The organism is Streptomyces sp. TSRI0281 (assembly GCF_001905125.1).
Classification (GTDB): Bacteria; Actinomycetota; Actinomycetes; order Streptomycetales; family Streptomycetaceae; genus Streptomyces.
This window is the reverse complement of the sequence record NZ_LWLE01000016.1, coordinates 66622-91685: the sequence shown is the minus strand read 5'-3', so window position 1 is coordinate 91685 and position 25064 is coordinate 66622. Positions and strand designations below refer to the sequence as shown.

The window sequence follows — 25064 nt, the reverse complement described above, 5'->3', positions numbered from 1 at the left end:
GGGGGCGGGTGTTCTCGCCGTCACGCGGCTGGGTTGGGTAGCCCTGCCGGGTGGGAGACCACGGCTTTGCGGGCGGACGCATCGACCGCTTCCTTGATCACCTGTGCCGCGTCGCGCAGCGTGCTCACCAACGACAGGTCCTTCAGCCGATCCAGGAGCTCCATTCCGCTTCGCTCTTCGAGGACCACCATCAGTTCCATCAGGGCCAGGGAGTCCAAGCCCAGTTCGTCGAGTGTCGCGACCGCATGGAGCTGGTCGCGCGGCACCTGGAAGTACTCGTGCACCAGATCGGCCAGTGTGGCCTCGTCGAAGTCCTGCACTGTGATGTCTGCCATGGCTCTTCTCTGACCTTCGAAAGCGGCTGTGGCCTGACAACCCCGCCCGGCCAGGAAAGTCACTGCCGTGCCCCGTCTCCACCCCCGCCCCGTCCGTGGCCGGGCAGCCGAGGGCCCGGGGCCGGGGCGAGGTCACGCGCTGCTCCGTGTGGGTGATAGGCGATTTGATCACCTGCCCGGCCCGCTGACACGGTTACGAGGTTCCAGGGGCCCCGGAGGGTCCGGGCGTCGGCCGTCACGCCCTGGGCGAAGCCCAGCACGCGCCCCGTCCCCCGGCCCGCCGTGCGGAGCCCTCGCGGCCGGAGACCTCTCACCCACCACCAGGAACAGGGAAAGCGTGACTACGACGACGGGCGCGAGCGCCGAGGACATCGAGTTCCACTACGACGTCGGCAACGACTTCTACTCACTGTGGCTCGACGACACCTTGACCTACTCAGCCGCCGCCTGGGACGGCATCACCAGTGATACCGATCCCGGTGACGTCGCGGCCCTGGCCCGAGCTCAACGAAACAAACTGCGGCGTCACCTGGACCAGGCGGCACTCCCCCGGGGCGGCCGGCTGCTGGACATCGGATGCGGATGGGGCGGCCTGCTCGCCCTCGCCGCGGAAGAGGACCACGCTGGCGAGATGACCGGGCTGACGCTCAGCCGCGCCCAGCTCGCCCACGTCAACTCCCTTGCCCTGCCGCAGGTTCAGGCACGCCTTGAGGACTGGCGGTTTCACACCCCTGACTCCGTCTATGACGCCATCGTCTCGGTCGAAGCCTTCGAAGCCTTCGCCGGCCCCGGCCTCACCCCAGGGCAGCGCGTAGAGGCTTACAGCGGCTTCTTCGCCGCGTGCCACAGCTGGCTCGCCCCCGGCGGCACGCTGTCGCTGCAGACCATCGCCTTCGACGGCGGCATCGACGCCGACGGCCCGGTCGGCGCGTTCTTCGCCGGCGACGTCTTCCCCGCCTCGGCCCTGCCACGCCTGACAGAGATCGCGGCGGCATGCGACGCCTTCTTCTCCCTTACCGCCCTCACCAGCGCCCCCCAGGACTACGTCCGCACCCTGCGTGCCTGGTCCACGCGGCTCCTCGCCGCACGGGAACAAGCCGAGAAAGCGGTGGGCCCGGAAACCTATCAGCGCTACCGTCTCTATCTCAAAACCTGCGAGATCCTCTTCCGGCGAGGAGAAGTGACGCTCTACCGCATGACCATGCGCCGACGGCCCCAGCGCCTCCACCTACCCGCCCGAAATACGAACTGGCCACAGGTCACGCAGCCCCTCCCGTCTCACCCATCGCGGGAGCTTCGCGGCGCACTCCGGAGGGGCGGTGCCGACGTAGCGCAATTGAAACGTACCCATGAAACGGTCAGGGTGTGAGCGACGACTTCACGCGCGTGGAAGCGTGCGACTGCCCGATGTCCTCCTGCGCGGCCCCGGCAGACTCGCCGTGCCGAACCTCCAAGGCCAGGGTCGCGATCCAGGAGCACACCGCCCGGCTCCGCCTGGTGCCCCAACTCGCCAAGGCCCTCGCGGTGGCAACACCTGCCGTGCGCCGGCCCGGGCTCCGCGTGGACCGACCCGCCCCGGCCCGCCGGCGCCGAACCCGTGGGGCACGTATGCCTGGGGTACGCCCGGGCGTCCAACGCCCGCCGATCGCTGGACTGCCCACTCGGCTCCCTCGCTGAAGCGGGTGTGACCCGGGTGCTCGCCGAGAAGATCTCCACCCGCGCCACCAGCGGCCCGAGCCGGGCAAGGCGGTCGGCCCTGCCCGCGAGGCGCGCGCCTCCGGGGTCGGCGTCACCCTCGTGGTCCACGAACACAAACGGCTCGGCCGCGGCATCGACCCGGCGGCCCTGGCCGGGGACCTCAAGGCGAGCGACGTCGGCCTGGAGTTCCTGACCGGCGAACGCCAGGGCTCCCACGGCCCCGGAGGGATCGTGTTCACCGTGCTCGCGGCCCTGTCCGGGATGAAACGCGAGTACATCCGCGACCGCACCCTCGAAAGCCACGAATCCGCTCGCAAACGCGGCAGGACCACCGGCGGAACAGCCGTCGCCGACGACCACGTGCGGTCCATGGCCCTCCACCCGCGCGGCCAGGACATGAGCCTGCGCGACATGGCCGCCCGACTCGTCATCACCACCGGCAAGAAGAAGGACCGCCGCCCCTCACCGGCCACCGTCATGCGCATGCTCCGCCAGCACGACGAGAAGACCAGCACAACCCCGTGACTGACGCCGCCTGAACCGGATCCGCTTCTCGTCGCGCATCGTGCGGCCCCGTTGCCGTGCAACGGGGCCGCACGGGTTCTGGTGCGGAGATCAGGTCAAAGGACCGCGATGTAGAACCCGTTGGCCATTCCGCCGCCGGAGGGATTGTAGGTGGCGACGGTGATGCCCTTTCCGCCCGCGCAGTTGGACGGGATGACCCGGAGGGTGGAGCCCGCGGTGTCGCGGGGGGTGGCAGTGATGATGGCCCTGGACAGGTCGACGTCCTCGTTGCCGATCTCGACGCAGAAGACGTGGCCCGAGGCGGTCACCGACTTGACGCCCTTGGAGTGCACGATCGAGGCGTCCGCGTTGACCAGCGCGCCGGCCTGTACGTACGGAGCCTGGGAGCTGTTGGCGGCCGGAGCCGCGATGGCCACCCCCGCCAGCACGGTTGCCACCACACCGATCCCCGCGCCGGTCCATGCCATGACACGGGTCATTCCGCTGCTGAACATGCAGTTTCCCTTCACGTCAACGCCACGGCCTCCCTGGACCGCGACCCGAACGACGCTATTGGCGTGTTCAACCTCATCACGGACTTTCCATGGGAAACCGCCCCGCGAGGGGGCTCTGGAAGCTCGGTCGTGAAGCAGCTCACTCACCGGCGCACGCCGGGGCGAACCGACCGCCCAGCCTCGCCGCCGACGGAGCGCCACGGGCATCCGCAATGCGCTCTCGGAACACCGGCACCGCCAGGCATGCCGGGCCTGGCGCGCGTCCATGCTGGCCAGCCGCAACGCGCACCCGCCAGACGAAGCGCCCGACCTCAGGAGCATCACCCGATGGCCAGCAGCCGCCACACACAGCCGGTGCTCGTCAGCGGATGCGCGTGGCGGTCAGGATGCCGTGGCGGGCCGCCCCGCGACGGGGCCCGCCAGGTCGTCGCGCTGACGCACGCGGTGCCGGGATGGTCCTGAGACTGCGGGTCCGCAGCCCAGTGGTGGCAGGTCCGGGGTAACTCGGTATGACCGCTCGCCTGCCTGATCCTCGGCGGCAAACTCGGTGACCGCTTCGGGCGCGTGCCGGGAACGAGCTCGACCCGGGCGCCCCGGCGATTGCCGAAGACGAGGGTGTCGTGCTGGGGGATATGGACGTCGTCGGTGGCCCGGTGCGGGGGAGACATGTGTCAGCCGGGCTGGTCCCCGGTATAGCGGTAGATGCTGCCGCCGGCGTTGACGCCCCACGCAGTGCCGTCGATCCCCGCTCCGATGTCGCTCAGGGAGCCGGGAATGGACACGCACGGCTGGGGCCGACGCCTTGTCCTTGACGGTGTCGGTGCTCGCCTGCCCGTTCGGCGCCGGTCCCGGCCCTGCACCGTGGTGCTGGACAACGCCTCCGCACACGTGGCCAAAGCGCTCAAGGACCGCCGCGACCAGCTCGCGAAGACCGGAGTGAAGCTGTTCTGCCTCCCGCCCCGCAGCCCCGAACTCAACGACATCGAACGCATCTGGCGCTCGGCGAAGTACGAGGACCACCCCGCCGAGCCCACACCAGCCTCGAAGCCATCGTCACCGCCGTGGACCAGGCACTCCCCCTCCAACAGACCCGCCACCAAGGATCAGCAACGAACCGTACCAAAGCCGCTCAGATCCGCGTGACGACGATGGAGGATGCCTGATCGTTGGCGTCGTCGCCGACATAAGGGGTGTCCGCGGTAAAGGTCCACTGCTGGCCGGCGAAGCTCGGGTCCTGATACCGAGTGAACCGGAATCCGGCGGCTACGCGCAGAGAGCTGAGGGTGTTGTCGTCGACGGCGACAGCGCCGACGACAACAGCGTCGGCGAGGCGGTTGTAGCTGCCTGGCCGCAGGTGCTGCCAGTCGCCGCCGTAGTTGCTGTCGGTGAAGATGGTGGCCACGGTCCCCACATCGGAGAGGTCGGTGTTGAAGTCGATCCTGGAGGTGGAGGACATGTTGCTGACAACGCCGTACATCCAGACTGAGCTGGCCATGCTGGGGCGCCGGCCGAACGGTCCGGTGGTTCCATTACCATCTCCGCGCGCACCCCGGCCCGGCGAGGCCGGGCCGGGGTGCAGCTGCGGTCGGAATCACCGTCCCGGTCAGCGGCGGGAAACAACCTGACGCCGACAGTCGGCGCCCCGACAGGCACAAGATCAATCGAGTGACCTCGCGAATATGTGAACGATTCCCGCTACCAACGTGCCGCTCAGTTCACTGGCGAATAATCAACTCCGTAGAGCGCACCAGCGCTATGAAACAATTCCAGGAGTGAGCTCATGCGTCGATTCGCTGCTGTTCTTGCAGGAACTGCTGCTCTGTCTGCTGTGTTCATCCCCCAGGCCGTCGCCGCGCCGGGCGAGATCATCGCCCCGAACGCCAGGGCGGCCGCAGAGGTCGACTTCAATGGTGCTCTGGAGAGGCAGAAGAACGTAACCGACAGCCACCGGGTCTCCGAAGGCCTGTACTGCGTCACCGTCGATCCGAGCGCCGGCATCAACCTCTCCAGCGCGCTGATCCTCGCCAACGGCGGACCTGGCACCACCAGCGTCTCAACCATCGGAGAGCCCACCCGGGCGTGCGACAGCCGCCGGGACGCCATCACTGTCATCACGCTCAAGGACGGCCACCCCGCGAGCAGCAATTTCACCATCGCCGTTCTGTAGGCGCCGCAAAGTCTTCTCGTCGAGGTCACTCGATGTGCGTAGGCCCGGCATGTCCCGCCGACGGCCCGGCCTACGCACGAGGGCCGCTCCCACAAAAGAGCGGCCCTTCTCCCGTGCGCAATGCATACACCTCTCATTAAGGTCCCAGGCTCAAGCAGTAGCAGGCAACCAGCCGACTGATATCTGCCATTGATATAAAATCAACGGCTTTCGGCAGGGTATGAAACGAGAAAACGACCTCTGGCGGCGGTCTCGATCTGTGCCGTCAGCGGCCCGAGGGAACCGAGGCCCAGACCCTCCCGGGGGAGCGAGCACCGGTATCGGTGTGAAGGCTGAGTCTCGAAGCTCAGGATTCTTCATGAAGGAAGCACCCCGGCTACCGGCATGAGGTCACACAGTTGGTCCAGGCCCTCCTTCGGCCGGACCGGCCGGGGACGCCGTCCCACGCCCGGCGCCGACTGATCGGGTTCTCAGCCGGCCCACTGGGAGGATGAGACGCTGCGCCGTGCCCGCGGCGGGCCACGGGCGGCGGTCACCCGCCCGCGCGACGTTCGCCACGTGTCGGGCAGCACCAGTCCTACTTCGCGGCCTCCGGACGCGTTGTTGCGGACCTGAACGAGGAGAGATCGCCTGAGGCAGGACTGTAGGACGAGATGTCGCCCAGGACGAGGACGTGTTGAGCCAGCCGGAGAGCCCTGGCAGCCTGGCCCGAACGATCTGTCCTTCACCGCCCACCTGAGCAACCCGCGCGGTGACCGGCACCTCGGATTCAACGACGTCGAGGGCCGCTTCTACCGGCTGTGGCAGCACCGTGAGCCCGAGCCGCTCCACACGGGCGACGCGATCCCGCTGCGTCCCAGCGACATCACCCAGATCAAGTCCTCCATGATCTGAGTGAAGAACCACCCCACCCACCTGCGCAGCAGCGCCCTTTCGGACGAAGTCGCCGCCGGGGCACGGGCCGATGAGGTGACGCCCTTTCCGTCCCCCCGCGCGTCACTGCCCCGACCCCGCGCCAAGGACCAGAGGATGGGCGGGCTGCGTCCGGGTCCCAGTCCCTGTTTGGCGTCAGCCCCGGAGGCTCCCGGGACAACGCCGTCACACCGCCCGCCCCGGGAGCCACCCGCACCCGCACCTCGAACGGAACGCCCAGCCCCTTTCTCTCCAGGCCGCCCGGCGCGACGCGGGACGACAGGGTCTCCCGCCCGCCGGGCGGTCCGCTGGGCACGACTCGAGTATCTGACAGCAGCCCCACGGCAATACCGCCTGGGCAACGCCCGCACTCTGCCGGTGGGGCCGCGGTTCTCAGGCCACTGCCGGCGCCTACGGCTTCGAGGTACTGCGGTGGTGTTCGGCGTTGATGCGCTGGGCTTCTTCAAGCTGGTCTTCGAGGATGACGATGCGGCAGGCCGACTCGATGGCGGTGCCCTGGTCGACGAGTTCGCGGGCGCGGGCGGCGATGCGCAGCTGATAGCGGGAGCAGCGGCGCTGTCGCTGCTCCCGCTATGGCAGCGGCGCTGCCGCCTGCCCACGCGAACGTTGATTTTCCGTTCGGCTTCACCCCGCGCGCGCACCGTACCGCGAGAGCTCCACGGCCGTCACCGCTGAAGGGCTATCTCGCCGTACTCATCTGACCGTTGATTTTTTCGGTCAGGAGCACCCGACAACTCGGAAGGCCAGACAGACGACAACAGTGTGATCCTCGACCGGTGTGCCCGAACGGTGCCAGAAGCGGCGGTGCACATCGCGCCAGTCTTCAAGAGACGCGTCGCCCTCGCCCTCGGCCTCGGCGTGCTGCCACGTCACCTCCGTGAAGGACTTCACCTCCACGCCGGTGTACTCAAGGGTTGCGATCGATCGACCGTCGTTGTCCAGGAGCTCCTGCCGCTCACCGACGTACTCCAGCCCCTCGGCCTCTTCGGCGTACTCGTCGAGCAGGCAGGTCGTGGCTGTCTTACTACCGGCCAGGACCAGAGAGTTCAGCTCGGCCCGCATGTCGCCGGGAGTACCCAGTTCCAGTGCGCGCATACCGTTGACTCGCGGCCACATGATCTCTCCACCTCGTTCAGAGCAGTTTGTCGGCCCCTGAGGGCATTCGCATGATCATATGATTCCTTCCCCCCTCAACTTCAGACGGCTTCTCACTGGCGCATGCCGCCGATGACGTGCTCATCCACGCCATGCACGTCAGCGCGGTCCGGACCATGCTGATCGCACCCTCTGGAGCAGTCCTACAGGTGACCGCCTTGCGTCAAAGACGACAGCGTCCGCACTGCCGCGCCGCGACTGCAGGAGCATCGGGCCGCCCGGCCGGGCGGAGGTGAACAGAATGGCCGTTGATTAGGAACAGCTGAGGTGTCCCATGGGGTAGATGTCTCAGTCCGGGGCTGGGCGAGGGCGGGAAGGTCCGCGCGGTGCGCCAGATCGAAGTGCGCACCCAGCCAGTTGTACCGGTCAGGCCCATGGGCCGGGAGGCCGAGGTGGAGGTGCTCGCGCGTCGGACCCCGGAAATGTGCTCCGACCTGGAGGACAAGGGGCGCTGAGTGCGGGGCTGGCGGCGCCTACTACTTACCTAATCCGGAGGTAAGGGCGGTCCGGAAGGGACGAGTGACCCAGCGGACTGTTCGAAGCGGTGCAGGCCCGGTGGGCGCCGAGACGACGTCTACTCACAGCCCGTTCCCAATGAGGACTCTTGTGAGACCGAGCGCGTCTCGGCGCCTTCCGGCCTCTACCGCGATACCGAGGGTGGCGGCCGCAAGGGCGCCGGATGGATGCCTGCTACTTACCCGGCCTGGTGCCCATCTGCAGATCGCGCACCGTCCGGCGTCCTTGTTAACCCACCACGGTGAGATGAGGGATGTTGGCGTCCGCGGGCGCCGGACGGATGCCTATCAGCTTCACGGCGATCTTGCCTAGTTGCAGGCTGGCAGCGTCCGGCGCCTCCGGGGGTCAACACCAATTGCTCGATCAGTCGTTGGAGTTCGTAGTGCGAGCCGGTCGCACGGTGACTTCTCAACATGCCCGCGCCGTCTGAGCTCCCGCATAGACCGAGGCCCGTGGGACGAGCTGGTGCCACGAACAGCTACTGAGGTGGCGGACCGGTCAACGAGGCCGAGTCCTTGGATTAGGTCGCTGTGTGGTTCCGCATGAGCTCGTGACCAGCACAAACGCAACAAGGGGAGGGATGCATCTTGATCTGCTGCGGCATCGACTGGGCGGAACGCACTCACGACGTCGCCCTGCTCGACGACAGCGGCCAACTCTTGGCCAAGCGGCACATCACGGACGATGCGGCCGGCTACAGAATCTCGCTTGACCTGCTAGCCGAGTACGGCGACACCGAGGAGGCCCCGATCCCGGTCGCGATCGAGACGTCCCGGGGCCTACTGGTGGCGGTCCTGCGGAGCGGCAAACGGCGGGTCTTCGCGATCAACCCGATGGCTGCCGCCCGCTACCGCGACCGGATTCCGTCTCGCGCAAGAAGTCCGACCCGGGCGACGCCCTGGTCCTCGCCAACGTGCTGCGGACCGACATGCATGCCCACCGGGCATTACCGAACGACAGCGACCTCGCCCGCGCGATCGCAGTCCTGGCTCGTGCTCAACAGGACGCGACCTGGAACCGCCAGCAGATCTCCAACCAGCTTCGCTCCCTGCTCCGCGAGTACTACCCAGCTGCTCTGGCCGCCTTCGAGCCGTGGCAGAACGGCCTCTGCCGCCCTGCGGCGCACGAAGTGCTGAAGCTCGCGCCGACCCCGGCGCGGGCCGCGCGGCTGACACGCGTCCAGCTCCAGGCGGCCCTGAAACGGGCCGGCCGCAAGCGCGGCATCGAGGCTGAAGCCGAGCGGCTCCGCGAAGCCTTTCGCGCCGACTGAACTCACCAGCCGCCGCTGGTCGAAGATGCGCTCGGCAAGCAGATGCTCGCTCTCCTGGTCCAGCTGGAAGCCGCCTGCACCGCTGCCGATGGCCTCGCCGAGGCGGTCGAAGAGGCTTTCCCTCAGCATCCGGACGCTGAGATCATCCTCAGCTTCCCCGGCCTCGGCATCCAGCTCGGCGCCCGGGTGCTTGCCGAGATCGGAGACGACCGAACACGGTTCGCTGACGCCCGCGGCCTGAAGGCATACGCCGGTGCCTCACCCATCACCAGGGCCTCCGGCAAGAAGTCCAGCATCACCCGCCGCTGGGTCAAGAACGACCGGCTCAACCACGCCGGCTACCTCTGGGCCTTCTCCGCCCTCACTTCATCACCCGGCGCCAAGGCCCACTACCGGCGCCGCCGCGACGACCACGGAGACTGGCACGCCGCCGCCCAGCGCAACCTTTTCAACCGCATGCTCGGACAGCTCTACCACTGCCTCCAGCACGGCTCCTTGTTTGACGAAACCACCGCCTACCCCGCCCGACTTGCCGCGGCAGCTTGACGAGTTAGGACCCTGAGGTGTCTGCAGAGGGGTCTGTGGGCAGCCGGACCCGTCGCCGCCGTCCGGTGCGGCGAACCCTCCGGCGCCTCACACCAATCACACCGGCCTCAACTCTGATGTCCTCCGCCCGGATCCGCCGCCTTCGGGAACCGGGGCGGTGTACGGGAGTACCGCACCGCTTCACCCACCAGGAGGACCCGCGTGATCGAGACCGTGTACGACGACCAGGACCACCACGAGGACTGCATGTACCCGACCTTCGGCGACCCCGAGTCGTGCAGCTGCGCCGAACTCCTCCTGGACGACGTGTGGCCCCAGGACGAGGACGAGAACGCGGCCTGACGGATGCTCTGCTGCCCTGCGGCACCCGCAGGGCCGCCCGGGTGCCACCGCCCGGACGTATGGCGCCCACGGGGCACGGAGCCCCTGCTCGCGGGACCCGGGGCGAATGGGCGTGACACCGGGCCTGGCCGGTCGTTGAACCCGGTCGGGACAGACGTCACGTCATGTCACACAGGTGACCCCGAGCCCCCACGCCCGGGGTCTCCTGCTGCCGGAACCCGTACGCAGGAGCACGGCGGACGATGTACACGGCCGTCCCGCCGGGACGGAGGAGAGCTCCTCCCCCCTCCGGTGGGGGGAGGTGTCGGCGCCCGCTGACCCACGGCGCCCGGCCTGCGCGGACACACGAACCGGGACCGCGGGGGTACGCAACCTGTTCCTCGCCCCCGTTTGGCGAACAGGAACGTGACCTGTTGAGCAACCGGTGCCGGACTTCCGGTCCGGCCGGTCGACGTCGTGCTCCTGGTCGACCGCCAGGACACCGCCGGGGCTCCGCTACTTCGTGACGATGGGGTCGATCCACGCTCCGTAGCCCTCATGGGTGCTGAAGGACTCCAGGGCGGTGAGCTTGACGCGGAAGGCTTCGCTGACGTCGATGGTCACCTTCTTCACGGTGTCCCCGGGGGCCATCGTGAACTCTTTGAAGATGACGCCGTCGACCTCCACGGTGAAGGTGATGACGTCGCCGGAAGGCGTGCTGTCCGAGACACCGGCGCTGGCCGTGAACGTCGAGTACTCGCGGCTGAGCTGCCAGGTGCGTTCGGCCTCGAACGCGTACAGGGTCTTGGGGTATACGCGATTATTGACGGTCAAGGCGCCAGCAGTGAACGAGCGCTTGGTGCCCTCCGGGTAGGTGTCCATCGGCACCAGATCCTCGATCAGCGACCAGCTGCGCTGCTCCGGCGCGGGCGTACCCGGCGTCGCGCCGGCCGAGGAAGCCGTGCGGGAGGGCGTGGAGGATGCGGTGGTGCCAGGCGTGGCCGACGCCGACGGGGTGGTGGGTTTCGGCGACGCGGCCCGGTTGTTCGCGTCTTCCGTACCGGTCGCCCAGATCCCGGCCACGGCGCCGCCGCCCGCCAGAAGCACCGCGGCGACCGCAGCGCCGATCAGCACGAGGGGGCGCCGGCCGCCGGATTTCGACGGCTCCGACACCGTGGGCAGCTCGGGAGGCGGGGGCAGCACCGACGTCTGGTGCAGTCCGGCACCACCCCCGGATCCCACCGGCACCAGGTCGCCGGACCCCTCGGCCGCCTCGATGACTGCCAGGCGCGCCCGGCAGTCGTCCAGCTCGGTGATCAGGCCGCCGCGGCGGCGCACGAGCGCGTCCCGGCGTTGTGCCAGGGCCCGGGTCTCCTCTTCCAGCTGGTGCCGGCGGTCCTGACCGCCGACACCGGGCGAAGCCTGGGCCCGGCGGATCTCCTCCTCCAGGTCCAGGCGGAGCTGGTTCTCCCGCGCACGGACCTCCGCGAGCTCCGCACCGAGCCGTCGCAGCACTTCCTCGCCGTCCAGGAGGCGCAGCAGGAGGGAGTTCTGGTCGCTGCCGCGGACGTCGGCGCCGGTGTCGACCAGGACCTGGCGGTAGGCGGTGAAAAGCTCCGTGCGGCGCTGCGTGGCCGCCGGATCGTCGGCGCGGCGGGACACCTCGGTGAGCAGGTCGTGGAGAAAGTCCCATGGCGGCAGGCTCTTGCCCGGCAGGTACGTGAAGCGGATCGCGGAGTCCTTGTACGCGGGATAGCGCAGGGCGAACTCGCGCGAACTCAGACCCGTCAGATCGAGCAGCACCCGCAGCCGGCTGCCGAACTCGGCCTTCAGCCGGTCCTTCCTCTCCTGTGCCTCCCGGCGCGAGAGAGCACCGTCCCCACTGTCCTGGCCGTGTGTCACTGGTACTCCCCCTTCACGGGGCGCGGACCCGGTCAGCCGCTGGTGCGCACCCCCACCGCCGCGGTGTCTTCTGCCACCACGGTCCGGACCCAAAAGACGCTTCACCGACGCAGTGGCCCACCAGCGGAAAGCCCCGCCACTGTAGAGCCAACCACCCTCCCCAGAAAGGAGGTTGGCCGACTCGCGCTGCTGTCCAGCACGAGTCGGCCAAAAAGCCGCCGCTGCCCCCGGGCCCCCACCCACCGTCGGTGATGCGGGTGTACGGCCCGCCGGTCGGCGGACAACGGCGGCCCGGCACCCCAAGGTGGCGTGGAAAGCCTCCCGGAGGTCTAGGTCCAACAGGCGGCCGACACCCTGTCCGACCCGGTCGTCCTCAACCGCTGTACGTCATCCCGGTGACGTACAGCGGCGCCCGGAGACGTACGGCCACCGCGGCCGGGACGGTGGACAGGCGCCTCTTCCTTCCGGTGGGGGAGAGGTGCCGGCGTCCGGCGCCCGCCGACCCACGGCACCCGGCACCCGGCACCCGGCACCCGGCCTGCGCGTACACCGCATCCCGGACCCCGGTGCACGCAACCCGCTGGAGAGCCTGAAAAGCGATCCGGAACGCAACCTGAAGAGCGACCTGTTGGGAAACCCGGTACGGCCCCCGTCGGACGCCCGATCCGGGTGCCCGACGCGGGCGTACGGAGCACGCGGTCACACGTACACGTGCGAGAACCGGACCGGCCCCGGGGCGAGAACCGCCCGGTGACCACCTTCGGCCCATGGGTCGCATCCCGGGCTCCGCCGACTCATTGTCCCGCCGGGCCGTGATCACCCGGCCCGTAACGCCGACAGACCGAAAGGGTCCGCCGGCCCGAAGGAGGAACACCTGTGATGACCAGTCGCCTCGCGGCATGCGCCACCGCGGTTGCCGCCCTGTCCATCGCCTTCGGCGGAGCCGCACACGCCGACGTCCACACCGAGTTGGAGAGCAGCTACACCAGCCCCGGGCCCGGCGAAGGCACCGCCGTCACCTGCCAGGGCAACACCAACAACGGACTCGTCAACATCGGCTGCGTCCCCACGTCCCTGTCCCTCTGAGAGTCCCCTCCCACAACGGCGGACGGCGGGCGGGCACTCGGACACGTACGAGAACCGCACCGGGCCCGGGGGCGACAATCACCCGGCGACCACCCGCCGTCGGCTGGGGCGCAGGACCCGCCTCGACAACCCGCAGTTGTCGCCCGCCGCGCCCCGAGCGGTGCACGCCGCCGAGCGCCTGGCCGACGCCGTCCGGGCTACGCACCCTCAGCACCGGACCCGCCGACGCGGGACCCCTGGCCGCTACGGCAGTCACAGTGCACCGCGAGACCCCGGACGATGGCGCCCGGGGTCTCGCGCTCTGTGGACACTCACCGCCGGCGGTTCAGACCGCAGCACCACCCTCTCGGGGGCGGCCGCAGTGATCGTGAGGCAGAGCGCGGGGGCTGCACCGCACATAACCGGCCGTCTCTCGCATGCCGGTAGCCGACGAGTGCTGTGCAGTCCCCGCCCTGTCCGGACCGGCCCGAGCCGGGGACGACGTGTGTCTGTGGGCTTTACCTGTCCAGTCGCTGACGGGCTGTTCGGAATCCGGCAGCAGGTTCATAGGGACGCCCAGAACGCCGTTGCCACACATCCGCATGGACGACTCCTCGTAGCCGTTGGCGGTGGTCACTTCAATCTCGTCGGCGGTGGCGGTGGTGATGGTTGTGCCGAGAATGCCCATGGTGGCCAGGACGAGGGCTGTTGCTGCCGTGCGGATGCGCATCGGATTCCTTCGGTGACGGGCCGTCGGATGCGGCCTCATGCTCGCCATCCAGTCTTGTCGCCCGCGCGGGCGCAACTTCCTGCCCTACGAATGGCTACGCATGGCTGTAGGCGCTCACCCGGATGGTGCCAGGCCCGAGCCGGCCCGGACGCTGCACCACACGCAGTACGAGGTACGGGCCAGTGTCCGCACCCGACGAGCACGGAGCCGACGACGGGCGGACCGGTCCAACGCCGCTGCCCGTCCGGCTCCGTGTTCACCTCTCCTTCCGCGCGCAGCCGTTCGGCTTCACGGCCTGCTGCTCCGCGTTGACCGCCCCCCGGCCCTCGCACTCCTCAAACAGGTCCGGGTGCCATCGGCCGGTCGCCTTCGGACAGTTCCCGGCGGTGTTCCAGCGGACGTCGGTCATCTTCCGCCCGAAGTGCCCGCGGACCGGGCGTATGGCCTCCCATTCCCCGCCCGGCGTTCCTCCCCACGCCGTCGCCCGGCCCCGTGGGCGGCCGGGTCGCCATCTGCCCGGCACCCAACAGACGCCCCTGTGGAGGTGCCGTCACATCCTCGGTGCGGGAATTGTCGTTGGAGCAGGCATGAGCGAGAAGCAGGATGCCGGCGCCGTGGTGGACATGGGGTTCGTGGGCCAGGTGGCGTGTGTGGCGCGGACTGCGGAGGGCCGGTGTCTGGTCCGGCGTCTGCACCGGCAGGACGGTCTTGATCAGCGCCCGCAGGGGATTCCTTTGCGCCTGCATGTGGGCTGGGGGCAGCGGCTGGGTGCTTTCGTGGCGGCGTATCACCGGCTGATCGAGAGGGTGGTGGCCTGTCACGGCGCTGACGAGGAGCTGCGGCGGGTGATCGGGGTGCCGCGGGAGCTGGCCGAGGCGGTCCGTGACGCCCGGGATACCCGGGTCCACCTGTTGCGTGCGGATGTGCTGCCGCAGATGGAAGGGGGGCTGCGGGTGCTGGAGACCAATGCCAACTGCCCGGCCGGCCTGTACCGCAGCGGGCGCGGCAGGGCGGGATGGCGTCCGTTGCTGGCCGCGCATGGTCTGCGGCTGCCGGCACCGCTGCCCACCGACGCGCACGAGTGGGCGGGCCGGTGGCTGCTGGATCTCGCCGAGCGGCACACCGGTGTCCGTCCGGACACCGTGGCCGTGCTGTGCCCTCACGGGGCCAACCGCCTCGATGTCGACGCGTTCCTCACCGGCCTGCGGCGGATCGGTGTACGGGCTCTGGCCGGTGACCCGCGGGAACTGCGGGCCGGACCCCGAGGTGTGCTGCTGCACGGTGAACCCGTGCACCATGCCTACGCCAAGATCGGCATGCAGGATCTGCTCCGGATGAGCCGTGACATCCAGCCGTACCTGCGGGCGGTGCGCGAGGGCACTCTGTTCGTCCAGAACGGGTTGCGGGGCCGGGTGATCGGTGACAACAAGCTGTGCCTGGCCGTGCTGTCCGACCCGAGGTTCGCCGGACTGTTCCCGGCCCAGGACTACGCCCTGGTCCGCCCGGCCACCCCGTGGTCACGCAACATCGCCCGCTGCGACGTCGCCACAGTGCACCGGATCCGCGCCGGCCGGGACCGCTACGTCCTCAAGCGCCCACTCGACACCCGCGGACGCGGAGTGGTGATCGGGAAGGACGTGATGACCGTGGGGACGTGGCAGGAGGCCGTCTCCCGCGCGATCACGCAAGGGTGGCTGGTGCAGGAATACTGCCCCGCTCCCCGCATCAGCCTGGACGACCGGGCGCAGCCGTACCGGTACGACCTGGCCCTCGGGGCGGTCGACGGCCGACTCGTCGGAGCCTTCAGCCGCCTCGGCACACAGGAGCGGCTCAACGTCGCCCGCACCGGCCAGCTCCACCCCCTCTACCTGTAGCCGGAAACCACTGGCCGCGCGGAATGCCACCGAAGCGACATCCCCTGCGGCCAGGGCTTCGCCCCGGCCGCGAGCCGAACAGCAAACCGGGAGAGGCAGCCGCCTACTGAAGGTCCGAAAGGGAGGCCCTGCCGCCCTCCGGCTTAGGGCCTCCGTTGTCCTCGATGACGTCCTCCGGAGTATTGCCGCTGCCTGCCACGAAGCGGGCATCGCCGCCTGCTTCACCTTGGACAATGGGTCGTTGCAACACCCCAGCTTGGGGAGCTGAGGGGCTTCTCACGCCCGAGACAGAACACCGACGAGCAGGCCGGCTCACGCGAGCGGCCGGTCCCGGTGAGAGCTGGATCCGTTGGTGCCACCGCGGCTGGATTTGCTTTGCCAGGCGTGATCGCCGACTCCTGGGCGCCGGCTGTCGGACAAGCACGCAGTCCGGCAAGTCATGCGGTACACACGGCGTTTCGAAGCATGGATATATGCCGGAATGAGTCATTTGTGACGCTATGCTCCGCACATGATCCACCACCTCACCCCTCTCGCGGCATCGGGTCTGAAGATCGACTGGACGCGGATGCCGACGTACAACACGATCATGTCGGTGGCGGCCGGCGCCGGGCTACTGCTCGTGGTGGCCCTGGGGCGTCAACTCCTCACGCCCGGCCGCACCATCACCCCCGACGGCTGGGTCCTGGCCTTCGGCGCACTCGGTTTCACGCTCGTCACCACGGGCCTCCATATGACCCTGACCTGGCCCCTCGCCGGGCAGGGCTTCCCGTTCGACAACATCATCTTCGGCGAACCGGCGCTCGCCTTCGGCGTCTTCCTCCTCGCCGCGTGCTTCTACCTCTGGAAGCGCGGCAGCGAACTCGCCGACAGCACCGACCGCGTCGTCCGTACGGCCCGGGTCGCCACCCCTATCTCGCTCTTCGTCTTCGGCCTCGGCCTCGCCTGCTTCGGCATCGCCGCCGCGGGGTGGAAGTACACGCTCTTCGCCGCACCGCCTGAGGAGCCGATCTCCGGGGAGTTCGCCGACTGGCCGATGCTCGAAGCGAGCTTCATGTCCGGGCTCTACGTCCTCGTGGGGATCGGCGCGCTCCTGTTCCCGTTTGCGCTGCACCGGCCCAGGAGCTGGATGGTCCCGGTCGTCGGCGTCGTGTGGGCGCTGGCCGGACTCGCCTTCCTGCTCTTCGGCGGGCTCAACTACTTCACCCACATCGGCCTCATCGTCAACACCATGTGAGTACCTGCCGCTGTGACGGCGAGGAGGCGAACCAGTACCGGGTCGACCTCACCAGCCTCCTGCCCGACGGCTCGCGATGCGCCGGATCGCCGACGTCCAGGGGAGGCGTCGCGGAGCCTGGGTGGGATAGGCGTAACACCGGTCGTGTCGCGGTGCGGACCATACGGCCCGGACTCCGCGCCGGCGGGGGCGGTCTGCGGCGGCACGGTCGCAGTGGTGGTCAGGGACTTCTGTGAATGGTAAGCGAAGCTCGCCGCGCTGCGGTCCTTCCGCCAGGCCGGGGGCGCCGGCCAGGAGTGGAACATGCCGCCGATCGGCCAGAGCGGGGGGTTCTTGATCACTACGAGCTTCGGCTCTTCGACCGCGCCTGCTGCGAGGGCGATCTCACCGATACCGAGGCCGGCGGATCCCTCCCCGACGTCCAGGCCGGTGTGTGCTCTTCGAGGGTGATGATCCGGGGGAAGCGGCCGGCACAGCAGCGGAGGGCACACACCTGGGCGCAGCTGACTGCCGCGCAGCAGGAGCGACTCGGCGGGCTCGGAGTGACACCCGACGAACCCGTACCCGCCCCGGCGACAGCACGCACGGCGAAGGGGGCGGGCGGGTTGTCGGCGCCGTTCCGGCGGGGAGTCGCCGCGCGCGCCCAGTACCTCCAGCGGGAAGGGCACGAACGGCCGGTCCCGAGGAAGCACGAGGAATCCGTCGACATCGACGGCCAGGAGCACGTCGTAAAACTCGGGGTGTTCATCAGTAACACGAAGAGCCGACGCGACCGGCTCACCCCCGAACAGCGCCAGGCCCTCGCCGAGCTCGGAGTGGAATGGGCGTAACACCGACCATGGCCGGTCGTTGAACCGGACGGACAGACGTCACGTCATGTCACACAGGGGGCCCCGGGCGTAGCGCCCGGGGCCTCGTGCTGTGTGGACACTCACGGCCGGCGGTCCAGACCGTCAAGTCGCCGGGCGGCCCGGAGGGATTCGAGACGGCTGCGCACCGTCCGCTCATCCTGCTGGCGCCCGTGGATGCAGGTGCTGGCGGGCGGCGCGTTCCTGTTCCATGGCGCGGTGCAAGTGCCACACGGTTACTGCGGGAAGCAGGCCGCCGAGCCGGGCAGCCGCCCTCAAATCCTCCACAGCACCGGTCAGAAAGGTCCTGGCGACGTTCCCTGGCTCACCGGTCCGAGCAGGAACACCAGCAGCAACCGCTTCGAAGAGATCGGCCAGCTCGGCAATACCCGGATCCTCCGGCACCTCCCCGCACCACCCCACCGCCGCGTCACCGAGCTGAACAACACGACGGCCACGCCTCGCCGCCAGACGTAAAGAGACATCCCCGTTGATCACAAAGACATCGTCCCCCACCACCCGAACACGAGAACACAAATCGACCCGGCGGGCGGCGGGATCCTCAGTCCCCGGGGAGTGCGCTGGGTCGTCCCGGCGGGTGAATCTCCCCTCGCGGGCGCGCGGCTGGTACTGCAGCGGTGTTTGTCGTGATGGGTGGACAGGGCCGTCCGGAGGGCGCGTTGAGCACTGCTATGCCCGTGGGGGTGGCGACGTGGGCGGTCGTGTGGCGGTCCCGGTGGGTGTTGATCAGGCCGGCGTTCGTGACAGCACGATCTCTCGTCACATCAGTGAAAAGACGGTATCAACCACCAAGCTGACCAGTAGCAAAGCCCCGCAAACACCACCCCGGCCACTGACTCTCACCACCACCGACACCAACCCGAGAGATCGCAGCTTGGACTGGGTGGTCACTGCGGCGGATCTCTCCGCGGCGGCGAGAACACGGACTGCCGAAACCAGACCCCCCGCGTCTGCGGCCACTGGGAGAGGGCTGCTGTCTTCGGTCACTGGCGGTGATCTGTGCTGGTGGCGGCAGACGGGAGGGAGTCCGTGCCGGCTGAGGATCCCAGTGGCTTTTCACCGTTCGGGGCCCCGCTCCATGAGCGGACCCCGACCGATGTCACCAGGTGATCAGCGCATAGCCGGGGCCGCCGTTTCGGCCAGCCTGCACCGCCACCGTCTGGTCCGGCTCGGGCAGTACTGCCGGTCATAGAAGTCACTCGTTCGCAGGACATTGCCTTTCGCCGTCCACCAGGGCGGGCAAGCCAGGTACGAGAGCATCGCGCCGGGTGATTCCCCGCAGCACTGGGCACCGGTGCCGGATCACTCCGCACAGACGCCGCTCTTCACGGCGTCCCCGGAGCCGCACAGAAAACCGGAGGAACCCTCATGTCCCCGTACCCGCACCTTCTTTCAGCGAACCGCGGCCGGCCAACCACACGGCGACGGTCCACCGCGTCCGCGGTCCTGCGCACCATGACCGCCGCGTCCCTTGCCGCGAGTGCCCTGCTCATGGCCTCCGCGGGCCCCGGAACCGCCGCCCCCTCCGCACCGGCCAGGACAACAGCAGGGTCAGCCCTCGCCGTCGACGCCTCCTGCCCGGTCGGCACCGGCACCGTCAACTACACGCCCGGCATCACCCTCGCCCCCAAGCCCACCAACATCTCCTTCACCGGCAGCGCCGGCCCCTGCACGAGCACCGACCCCGCCATCACCGCCGTCTCCGGCTACAGCGGCACCGGACAGGGCGACCTCGGCTGCCTCACCGGAGGCTTCGACGCTACGGGCTCCATCGTCTGGAACACCGGCGCCGTCAGCAACGCCACCTTCTCCTCCGTCGTCGACCTGCGCCCCGGCGGAATCCCCGTGATCGTCGCCACCGGCCCCATCACCTCCGGCAAATTCGCCGGATCCACCGTCGAACTCGTCATCGCTCTCCTCCCCGCCAACCCCCTGGGCTGCTTCAACGCCCAGGGCATCACCCAGACCCACGGTCCCGTCTCCCTCACCGTCCTCCACTAGCAACCGTGGCCGGGGTGGCAGGGCCGCAGGCGGCGGCTCGGACGTTCCGGGGGCGGCCGGACCAGCAGGATCCGCCTCGCCGCCGCGACCGGAAGCACCGGCTTCCGGCATTCGTCCCGATCACGGGACAGGCCACGTACGGCAGCCCGCTGTTCACTCCCGTGCTCAGAAAGGTACGGGTCCCGCACCACCCCCCGACCCACCTCCACCGTCCCCGGCGCAGTCGCCGGGGGCACTGCCCACTCTCCCCACTCTCCCCGCGCCCACCGGCGTAGACGGCACATACAGGACAGTCATCCCGGATGAGGTGCTGGTAGAGACGGGCCGGATGCAACTGCGGAACCGGTTGCTGCCGGCCCGGTTGGTGGTCTGTTTCGTGCTGGCGATGTGTTTGTTCTCGGGGCAGAGCTATGAGGAGGTCGCCCGGCTGCTGACAGCTGGTCTGCAGGACGAGCGGCGTTGGCGTGGGGCGTGGGTGGTGCCGAGCACGGCTGCGATCTGGAAAGCCAGGTCCCGGCTGGGTGTGACGCCTCTGCGGCGGCTGTTCGCGCGCGTGTGCTGTCCCGGTCGCCGCACCGGACACGCAGGGGACGACCTTCTACGGCGTCTGGGGGGCTGACCGCGATCGATGGCACCACGTTTGACCTGCCGGACACGAAAGCGAGCATGGAAGCGTTCGCCCCGCCCGGTTCCGCTCCGGGCGGGGCGGGGCGTGGCGTGGCGTGGCAAACTTGAGGCTGGCCGCCCGCAGTTGCGCATGATCGGCCTGGTGGAATGCGGCACCCACGTCGTTTTCGACGCCGCGGTCGGAGGTCTACGCGCCGGAGAGCAGACACTGGCCCGGGGCGGTGCTGGGATCCCTGAGGCCGGGGATGCTGCTCCTGGCCGACCGCGGCTTCTACGGCGTGGACCTGTGGTGCATGGGGACAGCCACCGGGGCGGACCTGTTGTGGCGCGTACGCAAGGACCTGGTGCTGCCGGTGGTGAGCAACTGCCGGACGGCTCCTGCCTCACCGAGATTTTCGATCGGAGCGACATCCACCGCACTCGTCGTGGGGTGCGGGTGCGCGGTGGAGTACACCATCGCTGGCCACGAGGGTCCCTACCGGCTCCTCACCACCATCCTCGACCCGTCCTTGGCCCCAGCCGCGGAACTGGCAGCCCTTTACGCCCAGTGATGGGAGTTCGAGTCCACCCTCGGCGAGTTCAAGGCCCACCTCGGCGGGTCGCACCTGGTACTGCGTTCACAACACCCTGACGGAGCCGAGCAGGAACTCTACGGCTTCCTCCTCGTCCACCGCGCTGTCCGGCACCTGATGCACCAGGCCGCACACCAAGCCGGTCAGGATCCCGACCGCATCTCCTTCATCCGTTCAGGTCGAACAACGGATATAGCTGACCTGGGACGATGCGACGGTCACTGGGTGGACCATGCAGGCAGTGCCGTCCGCAGCGCGTGTCGCCCGTCCATACGCCAAGTTATTCGGCTCGGGCCCGCTACAGCGTGAACAGGCAGATGACAGTGCCCAGCCAGCACAGCGTTCGGTACCCGCCCAGGTGTCCCCCGATGGCTCAGAGGGGCGACGCCTCCATCTGCAGGTGAAGCCAGGACGTAATCCGAGCCGGCCGTTGGAGGCTGCTTCCGGTCGTGCTGCCTCCGCTTCAGGGCTGCTTACCGCCCTTCGTTCGCCATCTCTGCCCCCGCTGCACCGCCGAGCCCGGATCGCCCTGCCGCTCGCGGCCGAGGTCCCGCTGTTCCCGGAGGCGGAGGTCAGCCGTCTGGGGCCGGCGTGGAACCGGTCGGTCGACGCGATCTGGTGGAGGACGGTGCGGAGACGAAGTACCACTGGCCCCGGACAGCAGCGCGCTGTCCGGGGCGGTCGGCAAGAGCGGCCAGATTCTCCTCAACGGTGAACGGCTGACCCCTCGTTCGGCTCAGTCCCGTTGGTGATGTTGTCGTCGTCCTGGGCCTGGGTTGGCGTGGCCCAGCCGCGCCGCTCTTCAGGCGACTACCAGGTGATGAGGGCGTATCCGTTGCTGCCCAGCTCTCCGGGGCCGCCTGCTACGCCCGTGCTTCCGGCCGCGCCCGGCATGTGGGCGCCTGGAAGGATACCGTCACCGCCGCGGCCTCCATTGCCGCCCATACCTCCGTCGCCTCCCCGCCGGCCGGCGCCATCTGCAGACTGTGATGCTGCTGCTCCGGTCCGAAGGTCTGCACAGTTGCCCGCAAATGGCCTGGTCGGTGTACCACCGAACCGTCGCCGAAGTCGTGACGCCCCCCAGAAGAACTGATCCTGTTCGGCGGCCTGTCGGTCGGCTTCGAGAACTCATCCGCAAGAATCGCCCATATCGACCGCGCACCGCTTGCCGAGACCGTTACCTTCCTCGGCGGCACACGCTCCTGACACCTGAAATCACTTCAGCCGCATGCTGAGACATCTCCTCAACCAGCGCGGCGGACAGCCGGGGCCGGCTCTCGCCGTCCAGCACGAGCGCCAGATTCCGGGGTCTGCGGCGCAGACCGGTGAACCCGACCACCTGGGCGTTGACTGTGTCCGCGTGCCTGATTTTCACCCGCCGTATCCGGCGGCCCGCCGGATACGGCGCCCGGTCCAGCTTGGCCACAATCCCCTCGATGCCCTGATCGCGCAGCGTCTCGTACCAGTGCAGCGCGACCGTACGGTCATCCGTCGCGGGCACGGCCTGGATCGGCGGCCCGCCCGCAGCGAGGACATCCAGAAGGAGGGCGCGCCTCTCGGTGTACGGCAGCGCTGTCACGGGGCCGCGGTCCGGGTGCTCCATGATGTCCCACGCCGAAGCGCGCGGGTTCCCGGATTCTTGGAGGTGAGGAGGCGGGAACCCACGCGACGACGGCCTCGACCGTGTCCGCGTGCCTCACCTTCACCCAGCCACGCCTGCCGGCGGGATAGGGGGCGTCCCACTTCGCGACGATCCCCTCGATCCCCAGCGACTCGTACCACCCGCTGGCCTGCAGTGCCTCGGTCAGGGAACGAGGCGTGCGATCAGAGCGAGAAGTACGAGTGCACCGAGCACGATCGCGGTGATCTGCCAGGTTCGCTTCTGCGAGGGAAGCACCAGCACGTGCGGACCCCCGGAGGCGGGAAAGACGAAGTAGACCCTTTGTGGGTGTTCTGCCACGACGACTCGTGCGAGCCGAATGTATCGGGCTGCTGCGTGACGTGCGATTTCCTGGTCGTACGGGAGGAGCAGCGTCTTCAGGCTCGGTCCGAACGCTTTGGTGAGGTGGTCGCGCAGGGGGTCGTTGTCGGTGAGGTCCGTCGGGGTCCAGGTGCCGCGTTCGCGTACCTGTTGGCGTGCGAGGTAGGGCACGCCGTATGCGGGGAGTTTGACCTCGCCGGTGCTGGGCGTTCTGGTGATGACGCCTTCTGTCCAGGTCACGGTCCTGCCTGTGCCCGTGCAGCGCCGGTGCTGCACGGTGCCGTCGCCGTCGCAGCCGGGGCAGGAGCGGGATCCTGTGGCCTGGCAGGTGGTGCACTGGATCCGGCCCCGGCCGCGGCATGCGGCGTCGGGGGCACCGCACTGCCCGCAGCGGGGGAGCATCCGCTCTTCGCTCCGTCCTCGTCCTTCACCATGTCTAAACCCGCAGCTACTCAGTGATTCCGAACTGCCCTCGCGCGTGTAGGCAGACATCGATCGCCTGGTTTCCCTCGGTATTTCCATCATGGAGAGCCAGTTCAGTGGGGGCGATGTACGCCTCTCCCGGGTCAATGCGGACCCGCAGGACAGGGCACTGCGGATATGCGGTGAAGAAGCCGGGAATACGCCGATCCAACGTTTCGTGGTCTGCCAGCCCCAACGCATCGGCGGCGAACGGCACGTAGAGAAGCGATCGCGACCCTTTCCCTAGATTCACCCCTACACGGTTGGTAGCCAGCCCAACCGGCCTGAAAGTGTCCCAGCCGTCAACGTGCAGTCCTGTGAGGAGACCCGTTTCTATCCTTGGAGTAACTGTCAAAAGCCCTGGGTCGCGAGCCGCCAAACCAATTAGGCCGAAACCTTCCCGCGTCAGAAGATATTCTCCGAGAAGGTCGGCTGCATCCCGATTGACTACGTCAACACCCTGTTCGTCGTCCGCGTTGAAGGCATTCGCGTAAGCGAGTGCCACACGGACGAGTTCGCGGCGCACCGAAGGAGGGAAACGGCAGACGCCAACCATTCGGCGCATATCCCATTGTCCGGGCGGCGCGCACAGCGTCTCCAGTTCGGCAGCGTCCAGTGTGCGCCAGGGCCACATCGGCACAGAGGCATGAGACCGGTAGCGCGGGTCATTCGCCGGCCGCACTCCACTCGATACACGCAGACGCTCATCCAGCGGCATCAAATCGCTTTGCACGCGGACACGAACAGCGTCACGTTCCCACTCGAAGCCGTACTGCGTCAGGTCATTTCGCCCAAAGCTGTCGATCCGCTTCTCCACGGCGGGCGTCTCGCCCCACCGCGCATCGTCGAGGTGAAACTCGCTCGCCTTGCCTTCGGGGCGCGAAGCTGCCATAACCTCGTCTTCTTGTGTAGGCGCATTCTCAAACGCTTGGAAACATCCGAATACAAGCCTCAAGCAGCGTGACAGCAAAGGACAAGGAGCGAACAGAAAAGAGTGGCGCGCGAGGGACTACCCGCGCGCCACAGCCTTCAGTCCGCAGTAGCGTGCCCGTGGGTCTGGTGGTGACCGACACCACCGCCGTGCACCGCTGCCAGGTCGGCCTCATCGATGTAGACGAGGTCCGTCTCCTGCTCCTCGGAACTATTCATCTCGGGCATAACCTCCCTCAATCGCTCAAGTTGAGCCCGATGATGACTGTAACCAGCCCTGCGCGGCATGCGCAATGGGGCCGCCCGCTACCGAAGGTGGCCGGGCGCCCATTCCAGTGCGCCCGACTCAGCGAACTGCCCAAGGAATGCAGTTGGCGAGTATTGGTCTGCTTGCCAGTTGAGCCACTGATACAGATCACCTGTCACCTGTCCTCCGCTCTTTTCTTGTACAGCGGGGCAGGAAACGCAAGCGACCTGACGACCGTAGAGACCGTTGAAGCTCACCCCCTTCCCTCCAGCGTCCAGAAGAGAACGTGGAAAACACCTGCTTGCTGCCCAAGAAGCGGAGCCCGCTACCCGAAGTGACTACCGCTCAGAGCCTGGCGGGCCATGCTGCTCATGATCACCTTCCGAAGGAGCCAGTGCTCATGGAGTCGCGCTCCCTACACCCTCGCCGCCGCGGCCGCCGGCGCCCTGGTCCTCTTCCTCGGCGTACGCGGCACCCTCGCCGTCGGAGCGGTCCTCCAGATCGTCCCCGTGATCCTCCTGCTCGCCTCCCCTGTCCGCGCGCTGCGGGACATTCCCGTCCCGCCCGCGCGCACCGCCGTGCCGCCCGCCCGTGAAGGAGCCTGATG

General features: G+C 68.5%; 24 protein-coding genes and 4 pseudogenes. 17 read left to right on the top strand and 11 right to left on the bottom strand.

Features of this window, described 5'->3' with window-relative positions:
- Positions 1–20: 20 nt before the first annotated feature.
- Complete coding sequence (locus A6A29_RS22905; protein ID WP_073722424.1) at positions 21–335, bottom strand: acyl carrier protein; 315 nt, start codon at positions 333–335, stop codon at positions 21–23.
- Positions 336–672: 337 nt separating this feature from the next.
- On the opposite strand from A6A29_RS22905, the gene A6A29_RS22900 reads away from it, so the two are divergent.
- The 3 genes and pseudogenes from A6A29_RS22900 to A6A29_RS46815 all read left to right on the top strand — a co-directional run.
- Positions 673–1704: an SAM-dependent methyltransferase gene (locus tag A6A29_RS22900; protein WP_073722423.1), complete on the top strand. Its 1032-nt coding sequence runs from the start codon at positions 673–675 to the stop codon at positions 1702–1704.
- A complete protein-coding gene (locus A6A29_RS48150) occupies positions 1701–2012 on the top strand; it encodes a zinc finger domain-containing protein (protein WP_443333360.1) in 312 nt (103 codons plus the stop codon). The genes A6A29_RS22900 and A6A29_RS48150 overlap by 4 nt, the downstream gene beginning before the upstream one ends.
- 99 nt (positions 2013–2111) lie before the next feature.
- A pseudogene (locus tag A6A29_RS46815) lies at positions 2112–2558 on the top strand (recombinase family protein); the annotation flags it as partial.
- Positions 2559–2653: 95 nt separating this feature from the next.
- On the opposite strand, the gene A6A29_RS22890 reads toward A6A29_RS46815, so the two are convergent.
- Positions 2654–3052 (bottom strand): hypothetical protein, encoded by a 399-nt coding sequence (locus A6A29_RS22890; RefSeq protein WP_073722422.1) that lies wholly within the window; start codon positions 3050–3052, stop codon positions 2654–2656.
- Between the two features lie 774 nt (positions 3053–3826).
- On the opposite strand from A6A29_RS22890, the gene A6A29_RS43260 reads away from it, so the two are divergent.
- Positions 3827–4195, top strand: coding sequence for a transposase (locus A6A29_RS43260; protein ID WP_158074449.1), 369 nt, complete (start codon positions 3827–3829; stop codon positions 4193–4195).
- On the opposite strand, the gene A6A29_RS22875 is transcribed toward A6A29_RS43260, so the two are convergent.
- On the bottom strand, positions 4182–4547 hold the full coding sequence (locus A6A29_RS22875; protein ID WP_073722419.1) for a hypothetical protein: 366 nt from the start codon (positions 4545–4547) through the stop codon (positions 4182–4184). The two genes, A6A29_RS43260 and A6A29_RS22875, sit on opposite strands and share 14 nt — an antisense overlap.
- Positions 4548–4832: 285 nt before the next feature.
- Here A6A29_RS22875 and A6A29_RS22870 point away from each other — a divergent pair, with 285 nt between their 5' ends.
- The gene (locus A6A29_RS22870; RefSeq protein ID WP_143197044.1) at positions 4833–5219 is read left to right on the top strand and encodes a hypothetical protein; all 387 of its coding nucleotides are present in this window, start codon (positions 4833–4835) and stop codon (positions 5217–5219) included.
- A 1323-nt stretch (positions 5220–6542) separates the two neighbouring features.
- Here the strand turns inward: A6A29_RS22870 and A6A29_RS46810 are convergent.
- A pseudogene (locus A6A29_RS46810) lies at positions 6543–6719 on the bottom strand (MerR family transcriptional regulator); the annotation flags it as partial.
- 150 nt (positions 6720–6869) lie between these two features.
- Complete coding sequence (locus tag A6A29_RS22860; RefSeq protein WP_073722417.1) at positions 6870–7268, bottom strand: ASCH domain-containing protein; 399 nt, start codon at positions 7266–7268, stop codon at positions 6870–6872.
- A 365-nt stretch (positions 7269–7633) separates the two neighbouring features.
- Between A6A29_RS22860 and A6A29_RS47590 the strand changes: the two genes are divergently transcribed.
- The 3 genes and pseudogenes from A6A29_RS47590 to A6A29_RS45375 all read left to right on the top strand — a co-directional run bounded on the left by A6A29_RS47590 (position 7634) and on the right by A6A29_RS45375 (position 9981).
- Complete coding sequence (locus A6A29_RS47590; RefSeq protein WP_274535822.1) at positions 7634–7762, top strand: hypothetical protein; 129 nt, start codon at positions 7634–7636, stop codon at positions 7760–7762.
- Between the two features lie 648 nt (positions 7763–8410).
- Positions 8411–9639, top strand: a pseudogene (locus A6A29_RS22855) (IS110 family transposase).
- 201 nt (positions 9640–9840) lie between these two features.
- Positions 9841–9981 (top strand): hypothetical protein, encoded by a 141-nt coding sequence (locus tag A6A29_RS45375; RefSeq protein WP_158074448.1) that lies wholly within the window; start codon positions 9841–9843, stop codon positions 9979–9981.
- Positions 9982–10476: 495 nt separating this feature from the next.
- On the opposite strand, the gene A6A29_RS22850 is transcribed toward A6A29_RS45375, so the two are convergent.
- Positions 10477–11862, bottom strand: coding sequence for an NPCBM/NEW2 domain-containing protein (locus tag A6A29_RS22850; RefSeq protein WP_073722416.1), 1386 nt, complete (start codon positions 11860–11862; stop codon positions 10477–10479).
- A gap of 879 nt (positions 11863–12741) precedes the next feature.
- On the opposite strand from A6A29_RS22850, the gene A6A29_RS22845 reads away from it, so the two are divergent.
- Complete coding sequence (locus tag A6A29_RS22845; RefSeq protein ID WP_073722415.1) at positions 12742–12948, top strand: hydrophobin family protein; 207 nt, start codon at positions 12742–12744, stop codon at positions 12946–12948.
- A 965-nt stretch (positions 12949–13913) separates the two neighbouring features.
- Here A6A29_RS22845 and A6A29_RS45370 read toward each other — a convergent pair.
- Positions 13914–14066: a hypothetical protein gene (locus A6A29_RS45370; protein ID WP_158074447.1), complete on the bottom strand. Its 153-nt coding sequence runs from the start codon at positions 14064–14066 to the stop codon at positions 13914–13916.
- Between the two features lie 178 nt (positions 14067–14244).
- On the opposite strand from A6A29_RS45370, the gene A6A29_RS22835 reads away from it, so the two are divergent.
- The 7 genes from A6A29_RS22835 to A6A29_RS44185 all read left to right on the top strand — a co-directional run bounded on the left by A6A29_RS22835 (position 14245) and on the right by A6A29_RS44185 (position 20816).
- Positions 14245–15531 (top strand): hypothetical protein, encoded by a 1287-nt coding sequence (locus A6A29_RS22835; protein WP_073722413.1) that lies wholly within the window; start codon positions 14245–14247, stop codon positions 15529–15531.
- Between the two features lie 511 nt (positions 15532–16042).
- A complete protein-coding gene (locus tag A6A29_RS22830) occupies positions 16043–16768 on the top strand; it encodes a DUF981 domain-containing protein (RefSeq protein WP_073722412.1) in 726 nt (241 codons plus the stop codon).
- A 449-nt stretch (positions 16769–17217) separates the two neighbouring features.
- Entirely contained in the window at positions 17218–17598 is a 381-nt protein-coding gene (locus tag A6A29_RS22825; RefSeq protein WP_143197043.1) for a helicase associated domain-containing protein, read from the top strand.
- Between the two features lie 195 nt (positions 17599–17793).
- Complete coding sequence (locus tag A6A29_RS45365) at positions 17794–18093, top strand: hypothetical protein (RefSeq protein WP_158074446.1); 300 nt, start codon at positions 17794–17796, stop codon at positions 18091–18093.
- A 999-nt stretch (positions 18094–19092) separates the two neighbouring features.
- Positions 19093–19638, top strand: a complete 546-nt coding sequence (locus A6A29_RS22815; RefSeq protein ID WP_143197042.1) for a hypothetical protein — start codon at positions 19093–19095, stop codon at positions 19636–19638.
- Positions 19639–19945: 307 nt separating this feature from the next.
- Complete coding sequence (locus tag A6A29_RS48145; RefSeq protein ID WP_073722409.1) at positions 19946–20257, top strand: transposase domain-containing protein; 312 nt, start codon at positions 19946–19948, stop codon at positions 20255–20257.
- 229 nt (positions 20258–20486) lie between these two features.
- Complete coding sequence (locus tag A6A29_RS44185) at positions 20487–20816, top strand: hypothetical protein (protein ID WP_143197041.1); 330 nt, start codon at positions 20487–20489, stop codon at positions 20814–20816.
- Positions 20817–22014: 1198 nt separating this feature from the next.
- On the opposite strand, the pseudogene A6A29_RS22795 reads toward A6A29_RS44185, so the two are convergent.
- The 4 genes and pseudogenes from A6A29_RS22795 to A6A29_RS47585 all read right to left on the bottom strand — a co-directional run.
- Positions 22015–22467 (bottom strand): annotated as a pseudogene (locus A6A29_RS22795) (ATP-dependent DNA ligase); the annotation flags it as partial.
- Between the two features lie 174 nt (positions 22468–22641).
- On the bottom strand, positions 22642–23058 hold the full coding sequence (locus tag A6A29_RS22790) for a hypothetical protein (protein WP_073722471.1): 417 nt from the start codon (positions 23056–23058) through the stop codon (positions 22642–22644).
- Between the two features lie 208 nt (positions 23059–23266).
- Positions 23267–24172, bottom strand: a complete 906-nt coding sequence (locus A6A29_RS44895; RefSeq protein ID WP_143197040.1) for a hypothetical protein — start codon at positions 24170–24172, stop codon at positions 23267–23269.
- Between the two features lie 137 nt (positions 24173–24309).
- Positions 24310–24438: a hypothetical protein gene (locus tag A6A29_RS47585; protein WP_274535821.1), complete on the bottom strand. Its 129-nt coding sequence runs from the start codon at positions 24436–24438 to the stop codon at positions 24310–24312.
- 381 nt (positions 24439–24819) lie between these two features.
- Between A6A29_RS47585 and A6A29_RS22785 the strand changes: the two genes are divergently transcribed.
- Positions 24820–25062, top strand: a complete 243-nt coding sequence (locus tag A6A29_RS22785; RefSeq protein WP_198953140.1) for a hypothetical protein — start codon at positions 24820–24822, stop codon at positions 25060–25062.
- Positions 25063–25064: the final 2 nt, after the last annotated feature.

What these genes read in the sequence shown, in the direction of transcription:
- A6A29_RS22905 (WP_073722424.1), bottom strand. Translation starts at nt 335, where the DNA reads ATGGCAGACATCACAGTGCAGGACTTCGACGAGGCCACACTGGCCGAT.
- A6A29_RS22835 (WP_073722413.1), top strand. Translation starts at nt 14,245, where the DNA reads ATGAGCGAGAAGCAGGATGCCGGCGCCGTGGTGGACATGGGGTTCGTG.
- A6A29_RS43260 (WP_158074449.1), top strand. Translation starts at nt 3,827, where the DNA reads ATGGACACGCACGGCTGGGGCCGACGCCTTGTCCTTGACGGTGTCGGT.
- A6A29_RS45370 (WP_158074447.1), bottom strand. Translation starts at nt 14,066, where the DNA reads ATGACCGACGTCCGCTGGAACACCGCCGGGAACTGTCCGAAGGCGACC.
- A6A29_RS22890 (WP_073722422.1), bottom strand. Translation starts at nt 3,052, where the DNA reads ATGTTCAGCAGCGGAATGACCCGTGTCATGGCATGGACCGGCGCGGGG.
- A6A29_RS45365 (WP_158074446.1), top strand. Translation starts at nt 17,794, where the DNA reads ATGCAGGTGCTGGCGGGCGGCGCGTTCCTGTTCCATGGCGCGGTGCAA.
- A6A29_RS22815 (WP_143197042.1), top strand. Translation starts at nt 19,093, where the DNA reads ATGACCGCCGCGTCCCTTGCCGCGAGTGCCCTGCTCATGGCCTCCGCG.
- A6A29_RS47585 (WP_274535821.1), bottom strand. Translation starts at nt 24,438, where the DNA reads ATGCCCGAGATGAATAGTTCCGAGGAGCAGGAGACGGACCTCGTCTAC.
- A6A29_RS22830 (WP_073722412.1), top strand. Translation starts at nt 16,043, where the DNA reads ATGATCCACCACCTCACCCCTCTCGCGGCATCGGGTCTGAAGATCGAC.
- A6A29_RS22860 (WP_073722417.1), bottom strand. Translation starts at nt 7,268, where the DNA reads ATGTGGCCGCGAGTCAACGGTATGCGCGCACTGGAACTGGGTACTCCC.
- A6A29_RS22870 (WP_143197044.1), top strand. Translation starts at nt 4,833, where the DNA reads ATGCGTCGATTCGCTGCTGTTCTTGCAGGAACTGCTGCTCTGTCTGCT.
- A6A29_RS22785 (WP_198953140.1), top strand. Translation starts at nt 24,820, where the DNA reads ATGCTGCTCATGATCACCTTCCGAAGGAGCCAGTGCTCATGGAGTCGC.
- A6A29_RS22845 (WP_073722415.1), top strand. Translation starts at nt 12,742, where the DNA reads ATGACCAGTCGCCTCGCGGCATGCGCCACCGCGGTTGCCGCCCTGTCC.
- A6A29_RS22825 (WP_143197043.1), top strand. Translation starts at nt 17,218, where the DNA reads ATGATCCGGGGGAAGCGGCCGGCACAGCAGCGGAGGGCACACACCTGG.
- A6A29_RS22875 (WP_073722419.1), bottom strand. Translation starts at nt 4,547, where the DNA reads ATGGCCAGCTCAGTCTGGATGTACGGCGTTGTCAGCAACATGTCCTCC.
- A6A29_RS44895 (WP_143197040.1), bottom strand. Translation starts at nt 24,172, where the DNA reads ATGGCAGCTTCGCGCCCCGAAGGCAAGGCGAGCGAGTTTCACCTCGAC.